Below are 12,541 nucleotides of genomic sequence, written 5' to 3' on the forward strand. Positions count from 1 at the left end.
GTATCTGTGAAAATCACCGTCCACTTAGCTAAAAACGAGCCACATTCTGGATATCAGTTCCAATATGTGACTTTTCTTATTTCGATTATTATTTTTAGTAGTTGATGAACCATTTGTGAAAATTATTCACTTATGAAATGTTCAAACCCATCAGCATATTTTGTAGGTAAAAACTCTGTTATTTCGTATTCTGCAATTTTACTAATATAAAATGGGTCTTCTTTAATTATTGTTTTAACCTCTTCCATATTCTTTGCATTACAAAGAATTACTCCACCTACCCTCGGATTTCTTCTGCCTGAACAAATAAATTTTTGTAATGAATAATATTTCTCTAAATGTTTTATATGCGACTTTAATTCTTTTTCAACTTCCTCAAGTGGCTTTATGTACTTCAATACTAAGATAAACATTATTATTCCCCTCCTAAAAACTATTTTTAATCAACCTTATTATACGATTATGGCCTAACTTTGAAAAATATTATAACATTAATTACAATTTTTACAACCTTATAAATTCTACTAATATGAGCTATATATGAAAACTATCGCAATGAGGTACACCCTAATGAGACTATCGGAATATGTTTCACTGGAGTTATAAAAAGGATATATGAAATATTTCAAATAAAAACAGGCTTAATTCAACGCCTATAAGACACCATATAGCCGCATGTTGAATATTTGTTCCAGCATGTGGCCTATATTTACCCGTATGTCGACTGTACCCGATTAAATCCAAGTAACATCTAATGGGTTACGATCTACCAGTCGATTATAACTATATTGGGGATACCCAACATAGCCATCAAGCTAAGCCACATTAAATAATATCGGACTATCACCAGCTACAATATTTTACCATTAATTTTTCTTTCGTGAATTTGAATGGTGTATTTTAAGTTCATATTAGTATTCAAATAATTTCATGGCATGCCAAAAAAACCACTATATAGTGGGAATATTCGCAATTTTTTTAAGTTGGTTTATGCTGCAACTTTAGCCTGCGCTGATGTTCGTTTATAACAAATTCCAAGGATATCAAAAACGGTTTTCTTATCTTTTTTATGAGATTTCATACCATTCCTAACTACATTTTCAAATATGAATTTTAAGGTGTTGAAAATTTTATTAGGGAATTTGATAAGCTCAAAGTATAGACTATCAATATATTCATGAACTATTTCACAAGTTTTAATTTCACTAGCTTCAAGCCCGTTATTTTCTAAAGATAAAGTCCTCATTTTAAACATTACAGCAGAGCTTATGAGTAGCAAAATAAGTTTTCCATAAAGCTGACATTGAAACCGTTCTATTTTAACTAACTTTACAACTTGTATACTAAATATGGATTTCCAAGTTTTAAATATTATTTCGATCTGCCACCTTAAACTGTAAAACTCATGAACCTGCTTTGCACTTAAAACTTCTTCTGTAATATTCGTTATATAAATAGATATCCCTAATAATTCAATAGTATTATCACTTTTTTCTATACCCTTCTTTTTAGCAGTCTTCACAGATTTTTCTGTTCTTTTTTTCAATTGCTCATTTGTTAGTTTATACAAAATAAGCCTTGTATTTAGGCTCTTTTCCTTACCTACATAAACATCCTTAATTTCATAACGGTCTCCCTCGCCCATCTGTTTCATTATGTCAGAAATATAGATTCTTTTAAAAAGGCTTGATTTTTTAGGAGAGCCATTCTTATAGTACTCTATATCCTTATTTTCTATATATACTGCTATATTAGGTTTGAGTCTTGATATGAAAAAAGCTTCTCTATCTTCTATATCCAAAAAATCTTCAAAGTTGAAATACCCAAGATCTCTTAAAATAAGATCGCCAGCTTTGACAGTATCTCTTATTTTGCTCCCAAAAGTATTGTCACTTCCTGATCCCGCTCCTACTTGTATATTAAGCAGATTTCCAGATTTCAATTCATATTCTAGTTGTATTTTTACACCAGAAGCTTGAGAACAGCCACCAGATCCAGGATAAATATCTTTATAGCTTTCTGGCACTTGAAAAGCAGTAGAATCAAGTATTCTTATTCGTTTGAAATGTTCATCCCATACACTTGGTATACAAGTATTATTTGTTATTGTTTGGCGCAATAGGTTCTCAAAAATCTTCTTTAAAAATTCTACACATCTTTCATTTAAACGTTGATCTAATGCTTGATTAGAAATAACTATTCCTATTTTTGCACTAAGTTTTGTACATAAGGTAACAAGTGTGTTATTTGCAACCTCTGCATCCATAAAACAGCATAAGCAAACGAATTCCCATGCTTCAATTTTACCTTTTCTTTTCACAAACCCCGTTTCTCTCGCTATTTCTTCAAGCTCCTCTTTTGAAAAGCATCTTTTAAGTTCATCTGCAAAAAGCTTTATATCTTTATCCAATTTTAAGTTTTCTTTTATCATTTGTAATTTACCCCCATTGATGTGTTTTTATTATCTTTCAAATAATAACATTTTTACAAATGGGGGGCTTTATTTTTATAGGATTTTCTTAGCTTGATGGCTATGGGGATACCCAACCATAACTGCACCTGTTAACACCTTATTTTAAACACACTGACCACAGGCTATACATGCATGTGGCTCAATTGTTATAGGACCATTTTCTCCCATACCCAAAACTTTTGATGGGCATACTTTCATACAAATTCCACATTTAATACACTTTGATTGGTTTACTTTAATTAATTCCATTGGTGTTCACCCCTATTTTGTATATTCATAATTTCCAGAATCTACTTCTATGGTATAATAATAGATGATAACGTTATTCTTTGCAAGTACACACATATTAGTATCATAGTATCAATTTATATACCACGCATTTAAAATCAATCAAATTTAATGTGAAATATACGAGGCAAATTATAGCTGGATTCAAATTTGATGAAGGAGAGGACATTAGTAAACATTCCGAATTGTACATAAAAGCATTTGAAGATTACAATGAAAAATTTATGAATGAAAATAACTATATCAGATTTTTATTTTTTAATCTGCCTACTTTAAGGGAGCATCACAATTGTGTTATATTGAATCTATTTAGCGACATATATATAAGGCACAAATTGTTACAAATTAATTTTTCTTTCTTTTTCTCCATCTTTAAACTTTATCTCACCTTTAGTTATACACTCATCTACTGGACATACTAAAGAACATAAGTGACATCCTACACATTTTTCCTTATCAAGTGAAGGCCTTCTCGCATCTTCATCCCATATAATTGCTTGATGACCCCCATCAAAGCAAGACACGTAACATCTTCCACATCCTACACAGTTTTCATGTTTAAAGTTAGGGTATACTATGTATCCACGATCTAATTCTTCTGCTGGGATTGTGTTTCCAAGAGCTACTCCTACTAAATCTTCTAATCTATCAATTCCCTTTTCTTCCATATAGTAAGAAATTCCACTTATTAAATCTTCAACTATTCTATAACCATACTGCATAATTGCTGTAGTCACTTGAAGATTAGAAGATCCAAGCATTATAAATTCTAATGCATCCTCCCAAGTTTCTATGCCTCCAATACCGCTTATAGGAATATTTTTAAGTTTTGGTTCTTTTGAAAGCTGGGCTATAAACCTTAGTGCTATAGGTTTTACAGCTTTTCCTGAATATCCCGATATAGATGATTTACCATTTATTATTGGTAATGCGATTCGCTTGTCAAAATCTATTCCAGTTATACATTTTATTGTATTTATAGCTGAAATTGCTGTCGCTCCACCTTCAATAGCTGCTATCGCAGGGATTTCCATATTACTTATATTAGGAGTCATCTTTGCAATTATTGGAAGATGAGTCCCTTTTCTTACTGCTGCTGAATATGACTTAACTAACTCAGGACTTTGTCCAACATCTGAACCCATAGCATGAGATGTCATCTGTGGGCAAGAGAAGTTACATTCAATAATGTCTGCACCTATCTCTGTAACACGTTTTGCAAGCATAGTCCATTCTGCTTCATTACTTCCCATTATTGAAGCAATAAGCACCTTCTTGGGGTAGTTTTCTTTTAACCTTTTCATCTGCTGAAGGTTCCACTCAAGTGGGTGCTCCGCTATCTGTTCCATATTCTTAAATCCTGTAAAAGGAGTTGTCTCCTTTCTTAGAGCATCAAAACGTGGTGATACTTCTTTTGGAATAAAAACTCCGATTGTTTTAAATACTATACCACCCCAGCCCGACTCTAATGCTTTTGCACACATTTCATAATTATTTCCAACTGGTGATGATGCTAAGAAAAATGGATTTTCACACTTTACTCCACAAAATTCTATTGAAAGATCTTTTTTTCTCATAACCTAAACCTCCTTAGTTGATGCTACCTGTCTGTTTAGTTCCATAGACTCTTTTTTTGCAATTAAATATCTTTCAATTTCTTCTGCAGCTAATTTACCAGACGCAACAGCCTGTACAACCGTCTTATCACCTTCAACGATATCCCCTGCTGCAAATATATCTTCAATACTTGTTCTACAGTTTTTTGTAACAACTACCCCTTTTCCATCAACTTTTACATCTGCAATCATTTTTACATCCTCTGATTCCTGTCCTACTGCAAATATAACCATATCTGCTGCAAGTTCTAATAGAGATGAATCAAACATTCCTTCAGCCTTAAAAACAGAAACCTTGCCATTCTCACCTTTAATCTCTAATGGTTTGAACCCTGTAAATATCGGGATATTCAATGATTGTATATATTCTCTTTCTGCCACATCTGCAGGCATTTTTTCTATAGTTCTTCTATACACTATTTTTACATCTTCGCATCCAAGTAATTTAGCAGTTGATGCACAGTCTAAAGCGACATCTCCACCACCTATAACTATCACATGGCTACCTATCTTAATATTTCCGTCATTAGTTTTAGCTTGGGAAAGGAAATCCACTCCATTTAAAACATCTTCTAGTTCTGCACCTTTAACGTCTATTACTTTTCCCTTTTGCAGTCCACATGAAACTAAGAATGCTTCATATCCTAGCAATCTAAGATCTTCTATTTTAATATCTTTTCCTATATTACAATTTGTCTTAAACTCCACCCCTAAGTCTTTTACATAATTCATCTCTGTTTCTACAACTGCTTTTGACAATCTTTGAGGTGGTATTCCATAATTTAACCATCCGCCTAATATGCTTTTTTCTTCAAATACAGTTACTTTATATCCTTTTGATGCAAGTGATGCTGCTGCTGCAATTCCACTTGGACCGGAGCCTATAACCGCTATTTTTTCATTTATAGCTTCTACTTTATCTAAAACTTTCATATTTATGTTTTTTTCATAATCAGTTATATATCTCTGTAACTCACCTATTCTTATTGGCTTATCTATACCGCATCTATTACATGCCCCTTCACAATATTGAGATGAAGGACATACTCTAGCACATATTCCACCTAAAATATTGTTTGTTCTAATGGTTTCTACCGCACCCTTTATATTTTTAAAACGAAGTGAGCGAATAAATTTTGCTGGTTCTGTACCAGCAGGGCATGCCTTACTGCAAGGTGCATCATAGCATAAGAGACATCTTGATGCCTCTTCCATTGCTAAAAGAGGTGTTAACTGTGTTTTTGTTTCTTCTAAGTATTTCTTATTTTCCATTTAAGTAGTTATCCCCTTTCAAAGTTCTCTATATTTACTAATTCGTCAATACTATAACATGTTTGATAGTATTTTGACAGTGAATATATTCCTTTTTTGTTTCTATTGTCAATCATATACATTTAATGGTTTTATTTAGTTTATATGTATTATTAATTTTAATTTTAATTTTAATAATAATTTTAATAATAATTTTAATAATAATAGTAATACTAATAGTAATAGGGTTATTTCATTTACATATTAATAACAATTATTAATATATAAATGTTTACGTGATTTTAACAACGAAGGGAAGTTTTTATATGAGAACAAAAGGAAATAAAATATCTATAATTGGAGCAGGCTTTGTAGGTTCTACTACAGCCTTTGCTATAATGACTAGTGGATTGGCATCTGAAATTGTAATTGTAGATATAAATAAGGAAAAAGCTGAAGGGGAGGCGATGGATTTATCACATGGCGCTTCCTTCGTAAAGCCTATAGATATAACTTCTGGAGAATATGCCGATACAAAAGATTCAGATATAGTAATCATTACAGCAGGAATTAGTCTGAAACTAGGAGAAACAAGGCTTAATTGTATTGCGAGTAATTTTAAAGTATTCCAAAGTATAATTCCGGAGGTTGTAAAATACAGCCCCCATTCTATATTAGTGATAGTGTCAAACCCTGTGGATATATTGACTTATATAGCTTATAAGCTTTCAGGCTTTCCAAGCAATAGAGTAATTGGGTCGGGGACGGTTCTCGATACTTCCAGACTTAAATACATTCTTAGTCAGCGTTTTGAAGTTGACGCTAGGAATATACATACCTATATAATGGGTGAACATGGTGACTCAGAAATTGCTACTTGGAGTTTAACTAATGTTGCAGGTATGAATGTTGATGAGTACTGTGATATTTGTTCTAAAAAATGTGATGAAGATATGAAGACTAATATACATAATGACGTAAAAAGAGCAGGATATAATGTCCTTGAAAAAAAGGGTGCAACCTATTATGCTATTGCTCTAGCCATAAAAAGGATAGTAGAAGCAATATTAAACAATGAAAACTCTATCCTTACAGTATCCTCTCTACTTAAAGGTGAATATGGAATTCAAGACGTTTATATGGGAGTTCCAACAATTCTAGGTAGAGAAGGAGCAAAGAAAATATTACAAGTTAATCTGAGTGAAGATGAAAACAATCAACTTGTTGAATCTTCCAAGGTACTTAAGGCCATTATAAAAGATTCAAAAATATAAGCTTTAGGCATTTCATTAATAGCAGGACATAATAAAAGACATGTTCATCCCTCTATTTAGAGGCTTTGACCATGTCCTTATATTTTAACATTCCATATTAATATGAGCCACTTACGGTTTTAATATAGGACCTTAAAGTTATTAAATAATATATACTATAAAGCACGGCATAAACCAAAATTATAATAATGAATTCTTTAGTAATATTAAATCCCAGCATTTTCCCAAGTGTAATTGATGCTACAAAAGTATTTAGTGTTGCCACAATGAAGGGTGCTCCAAATAAAATCATAAGTTCCTTTGAAACAGCCTTTTTTATTTCAGCTTTACTAACCCCTATTTTTCTAAGAATTACAAATTTGTTTTTATCCTCCGCAGCTTCCATGGACATTTTAAAATATATAATGCTCCCCGTAGCTGTAAGAAATAGTAATCCAATGAATAACCCGATAAAGGCCATCATACCCATTAATTTCAGCCCATCCGTGAAATGTTCATAGAATGTTAAAAGATTATTTTCAGAAGGCATTTTATTTTTCAAATCCACAATAAAATTTTGTGAAAGGAAATCATTATTAAGTGTATAACCCGTTACTTTACAGGTATTCTCTTTAGAAATCGTACTTTTAATTTTAGAGTATACACTATCCTTCACAACAAAAATTTGTTTAGCGTGCTCTAATGATATAACGTATTTCATATCAGTATCAGTTATTTTTAGATTATAGTCACTACCTCCCACCGCTAATTTAACATCTTTACCAATTACACTTTTATCTGTAGCAAAGCCGGTTAATTGAAAGAAATAGCAATCCCTATCATTTTTTAAATTTATTTTTGTACCTGCTTTTTCATGACTATTAATTTCATTAAATTTACTTTCATTTAAAACTAAAAATGTACCATAAGTACCAAACAGCGGATCTTTAGTTTTCACCCGAAGAAACTCCATAGTGTCCTTATATACAACTGAAATCTCTTTATGATTTTTAATAGTATCCTCAAATATTGTATCTGTGTTATTAGTACCATTTATGTACTCTATAGAAAATGGTCTCATATTTCTTGAGTTTTCTTCCGTTTTATTAAAAAGTCCAAAGCAGACCATCATAGCACAAAGAGCTACGGTAGTTGTAACCGCTATCACACTTATGGTACCTACATTACCTTTATATCTATAGTAAAGTTGTGAAATGTGTATAAGCTTTGTTCCTTTAAAAAGACTTTTTTCATTCTTTTTACTAATGTATATAATTAAAGAAGTAAAGCTTGTAAAAAATAATATAGTGCCTATAACAACTAACAATACTACTATGGGAGCCATAAGAATATTAGCGGCAATCTTTCTAATAGCCATATAATATCCGTAGCCTAAGAAAACTATAGAAAGAATCCCTATTATCAATGTTAAAAATGATACTTTTAAACCTTTTTCAGCTTTTTTTGATGAATTAAAAAGATCTATAAGGTTATCCCTGTATATAAGCAAAGAACTGTGAATACTAATTATTATAAACATAGCTCCAAATACTATAGCACAAACTTTTAAAGCTTCTAAACTAATCTGAAAAGACACATCACCTGTAGCTCTTATCATTACATATAATAACATTATAAAAAATTTATTGAAAATCAGACCTAAAGCAATCCCGCTGCAAAATGCGAAAGCTATAGTTATCAAATTTTCTATAAAGTTCAATGTTGCGGTCTGTTTTTTAGACATACCTAGCAACATATATGTTGCAAATTCTTTCTTCCTTGATTTTATAATGAAAGTATTAGAATACCACATAAAAAATGCAGAAAAGGCTGCAATCATATAGGAACCTATGACAAATAAAGTCATAAAGCTTTTCATATTTCCTAGTTGGATTTTTACATCTTTATTATTTACAATAGACATAAAAAGATATAATGCAAAAACACTGAATGTGGAACTTAGAAAAAATGCCCAGTAATTTTTAAAGTTTTTCTTTATATTGTTTACAGCCATTCTAATTAAGGTCATCTGTGGCACCTCCTATGACTGATAGAATCTTTAATATATTTTGATAGAAATCCTTTCTTGATTTATCCCCTTTATAAATTTCATTAAATAGTTTACCATCTTTAATAAAGATAATTCTCTTACAATAGGATGCTGCAAAGGCATCATGAGTAACCATAAGGATTGTAGCTTTATTTTTATTATTTAAATTCTCAAGTAAGCCTAGCAATTCTTTGGAAGATTTGGAATCTAAAGCACCTGTAGGTTCATCTGCAAGCACTAGAGAAGGCTCAGTAATCATTGCTCTTGCAGCAGCCGCTCTTTGTTTTTGTCCTCCTGATACCTCATAAGGATATTTGCTTAATATATCATTAATGCCAAGTTTAATACTTATTTCTTGTAACTTTATCTTTATATTATTATAAGGAGTTTTCGAAAGAGCCAATGGCAGTACAATGTTTTCCTTTAGAGTCATAGTATCAAGCAAATTAAAATCCTGGAAAATAAATCCGAGTTTTTCCCTCCTAAATTTAGACAAATTAGGCTCCTTTAGCTTGGTTATGTCATCACCATGAATTATTACACTTCCTGAAGTTGGTTTATCAATAGTTGATATTACATTTAGAAAGGTTGTTTTTCCTGAACCAGATGGTCCCATTATTGCTACAAATTCACCATTTTCTACTTTTAAATTTATATTATCAAGTGCTGTATATTTTACACCACCAAATTTTGATCCGTAAACTTTTCTTAGATTTTCTATCTTTAATACTTCTGTCATTATAAATACCCCCCGTTAAATTATCTTCTGCGAAGCTATAACATAAACGACTTCTGAAAGTCGTTTATATTAATTATTTTGAATATGTTTTACACTCTTAGTATACAAAAAAGCAAAATATACCGCCATTGATTCGGCTTACATTTTGCTCTTTCACCTTACATTTTTGTAACATCATAATAATTATCCCATTCTAGGAAATGAATAATTACTTTTGTGCCTTTACCATATTCTGACTCTAGGGTAATATAGTGACCAAGTTTTTTAGCAATCTTTTGTGAAAGATACAGTCCCATTCCACTGGCTTTTAAGTTTTCACGTCTTCCGTTAAAACCTGTAAAGGACTTTTTAAACATTCTATTTATATCTTCACTTTTAATGCCTATTCCAGTATCTTCTACTATTAATAAAACTTCTTTTTCAACTTTAATATGTTTAAATATTATGCTTCCACCATTGCTGGTATATTTTAATGAGTTTGTAGCGAGCTGATCAATTATGAAGAGCAACCACTTTTTATCGGTATCTATAATAAGGTTTTCAGGGACTTTATTTATTAATTTAATATGTTTTTTTATAAATATAATTGAATGTTTTTTAATACTTTCTTTAATTAATTTGTTAATATTCACTTCTGAAAGAATATAATCCTCAGAAAAATTATTACTTCTTGAATAATAAAGTACCTTTTCAACATAATCCTCAATCTTTTCAAGTTCTTCTTTTAAGGATGAAGAGGCAACGCCTGTACTCTCAAGCAATAGCTTTGATGTAGTAATTGGCGTTTTAATTTCATGAACCCAAGCAGTCATAAACTCTGCATTTTCTTTGAAATCTGTTTCCGTGCCTCTTGTAACTTTCAGAAAATCTTCATAAAGCATCTGAATTATTTGAGCATATATTTCATCTTTATAATCTATTGGACCCGGTAAAATAGGAGTTTTATCTTCTGAATCTCTAACGAATAACAGCTTTTTAATTTGTTGAGCCTTTGCATAATAATCTATACTAATATAAATTATTAACATGAAAAAAGAAACAAATATAATATAAAGAACATTAGAAGTAAGTACGCGATTTTTTCTGTCAAAACATATAGTTAATAAAATAAAAGCCATGAGAAGAAAGTAAAATACTAAGAGCCTAAGATTTTCCTTTAAATATTTAATAAAGCTCATTTAATAACATATCCTTGATTTATAATGGTTTTAATAAAATCTATAAGGCCAATTCCCTTTAGCTTTTTCCTCAGTCTGTTTATATTAACTGTTAGTGTATTGTCGTCGATGAAGTTTTCATCCTGCCAAAGCTCCTGCATTATATCCTCGCGGCTTACTATGTTTTCATGTTTTTTCATTAATATGTATAGTATTTTAAATTCATTTTTAGTTAGTTCAATTGATTTTTCGTCATAATAAAGGGTGTTATCCCTTAGTGATAGCACAACTCCCTTATAATCAATGGTATCCAAACTTGTATCTCCATAAGAATAGGTTCTACGTAAAATTGCATTTATTTTTGCCATAAGTATATCCAGAGAAAAAGGTTTTGTGATGTAATCATCCGCGCCCATATTCACTGCCATAATAACATCCATATTTGTACTTCTTGAAGATAAAAAAATTACTGGCACCTTAGAAACACTTCTAATCTTATTACACCAATAAAAACCATCAAAAGCAGGCAGATTTACATCCATTAGTACAAGTTGAGGCTTTATCTGTACAAATTCTTCAAATACATTATTGAAGTTACTAACTGCATAGGCTTCAAAACCCCATTTACAAAGGGATTCTTTTATTATATCTCTAATTTTCTCTTCATCTTCAATTACCAATATTTTATACATAATATCCCCCTTAGTGATTTTACATATTATCGTTCATACTCCTATAATCCACCTATAATATATCATATTCTATAGATGAAATTAAATCTAAATTAAAATAACCATGAGTACTTCATAAAACAGAAGTAACCATGGCTTTTTATTCCTAAATTATTTTGTTATATATAGATATGTATCCAAGCTTCTATCTACAGCTTCTGAAATGATTTTTATAAATCCCTCTAACTTCCCCTCTAAACTAGCCAATTCTAATACTTTCATATATTCCTCTCTATTTTCAGTCCTTATCACTGTTATAGGGTATCCATTTCTCATTAATATAAGATTCATAAGAAGCCTTGCGGTTCTTCCATTCCCATCAGTAAAAGGATGAATATACACATACCTAAAGTGGAACTCTGCTGCCAATTCTATTGGATGTTTTTTATTCTTGCTGCAGTTATACCACTCTATTAGTTCTGTCATTTTCTCTTTCACTAAAAAATGCTCTACAGGTATATGCCTGCTACCACTGATAATTACATTGTTTTGTCTATATTCTCCAGCATACTTATTATCTATACTTTTCAATATTAAATAATGTAAGTCTTTAATAACTCTTTCTGATATATCTGTATCTTTACTTACAATATCTTCCACATAATCAATTGCTTCCTTGTGGTTAATTACTTCTAAATGTTCTTTTAAGCTCTTACCTCTTCCTATAGTTAAGCCATCCTCCAAGATTACTTTAGTTTCAGTTATTGTCAGAGTATTTCCTTCTATTGCATTAGAGTTATATGTTAGTTCCACATCAAAATATTTTTTTAAATTTTCTGCAGCAATTCTACCTAAGGGTCTCTTTCCATCTAGTGATTCCTTTTTACTATCTATGATTTCAAACATAATTTTCACTCCTATTCGTATAGTATATCGCTTCCCACCTTTACCACTTGTTCAATTATACGATATACCACTATAATTATTCAAGCAATCACCATAATTATATATAAATTGTATAATAAAGGTTTTAGGAGTTGGTC

11 protein-coding genes are annotated in these 12,541 nt (G+C 30.9%); 1 reads left to right on the top strand and 10 read right to left on the bottom strand.

Going from position 1 to position 12,541, the window contains the following annotated elements:
- Positions 1-122 precede the first annotated feature (122 nt).
- From ACWJJ7_RS05645 to ACWJJ7_RS05665, 5 genes are all read right to left on the bottom strand, one after another.
- Positions 123-413, bottom strand: a complete 291-nt coding sequence (locus ACWJJ7_RS05645) for a YciI family protein (RefSeq protein ID WP_462964327.1) — start codon at positions 411-413, stop codon at positions 123-125.
- 575 nt (positions 414-988) lie between these two features.
- A complete protein-coding gene (locus ACWJJ7_RS05650; RefSeq protein ID WP_462962964.1) occupies positions 989-2,431 on the bottom strand; it encodes an IS4 family transposase in 1,443 nt (480 codons plus the stop codon).
- A 144-nt stretch (positions 2,432-2,575) separates the two neighbouring features.
- Positions 2,576-2,722 (bottom strand): ATP-binding protein, encoded by a 147-nt coding sequence (locus tag ACWJJ7_RS05655; protein ID WP_462964328.1) that lies wholly within the window; start codon positions 2,720-2,722, stop codon positions 2,576-2,578.
- A 377-nt stretch (positions 2,723-3,099) separates the two neighbouring features.
- The gene (preA, locus tag ACWJJ7_RS05660; protein ID WP_462964329.1) at positions 3,100-4,338 is read right to left on the bottom strand and encodes an NAD-dependent dihydropyrimidine dehydrogenase subunit PreA; all 1,239 of its coding nucleotides are present in this window, start codon (positions 4,336-4,338) and stop codon (positions 3,100-3,102) included.
- Positions 4,339-4,341: 3 nt separating this feature from the next.
- On the bottom strand, positions 4,342-5,649 hold the full coding sequence (locus tag ACWJJ7_RS05665) for an FAD-dependent oxidoreductase (RefSeq protein ID WP_462964330.1): 1,308 nt from the start codon (positions 5,647-5,649) through the stop codon (positions 4,342-4,344).
- A gap of 305 nt (positions 5,650-5,954) precedes the next feature.
- Here ACWJJ7_RS05665 and ACWJJ7_RS05670 point away from each other — a divergent pair, with 305 nt between their 5' ends.
- Positions 5,955-6,902: an L-lactate dehydrogenase gene (locus ACWJJ7_RS05670; protein ID WP_462964331.1), complete on the top strand. Its 948-nt coding sequence runs from the start codon at positions 5,955-5,957 to the stop codon at positions 6,900-6,902.
- Positions 6,903-6,999: 97 nt separating this feature from the next.
- Here ACWJJ7_RS05670 and ACWJJ7_RS05675 read toward each other — a convergent pair whose 3' ends face one another.
- The 5 genes from ACWJJ7_RS05675 to ACWJJ7_RS05695 all read right to left on the bottom strand — a co-directional run bounded on the left by ACWJJ7_RS05675 (position 7,000) and on the right by ACWJJ7_RS05695 (position 12,404).
- Positions 7,000-8,910, bottom strand: a complete 1,911-nt coding sequence (locus ACWJJ7_RS05675) for an FtsX-like permease family protein (RefSeq protein ID WP_462964332.1) — start codon at positions 8,908-8,910, stop codon at positions 7,000-7,002.
- Positions 8,897-9,670, bottom strand: coding sequence for an ABC transporter ATP-binding protein (locus ACWJJ7_RS05680; RefSeq protein ID WP_462964333.1), 774 nt, complete (start codon positions 9,668-9,670; stop codon positions 8,897-8,899). Before ACWJJ7_RS05680 ends, ACWJJ7_RS05675 begins: the two co-directional genes overlap by 14 nt.
- Positions 9,671-9,828: 158 nt before the next feature.
- Positions 9,829-10,698 carry a sensor histidine kinase gene (locus ACWJJ7_RS05685; RefSeq protein ID WP_462964334.1) on the bottom strand — a complete coding sequence of 290 codons (870 nt, stop codon included), beginning with the start codon at positions 10,696-10,698 and terminating at the stop codon, positions 9,829-9,831.
- 146 nt (positions 10,699-10,844) lie between these two features.
- Entirely contained in the window at positions 10,845-11,519 is a 675-nt protein-coding gene (locus tag ACWJJ7_RS05690; protein ID WP_462964335.1) for a response regulator transcription factor, read from the bottom strand.
- A 150-nt stretch (positions 11,520-11,669) separates the two neighbouring features.
- The gene (locus tag ACWJJ7_RS05695) at positions 11,670-12,404 is read right to left on the bottom strand and encodes a Fic family protein (protein ID WP_462964336.1); all 735 of its coding nucleotides are present in this window, start codon (positions 12,402-12,404) and stop codon (positions 11,670-11,672) included.
- Positions 12,405-12,541: the final 137 nt, after the last annotated feature.

Source organism: Clostridium sp. CM042, from assembly GCF_055080995.1.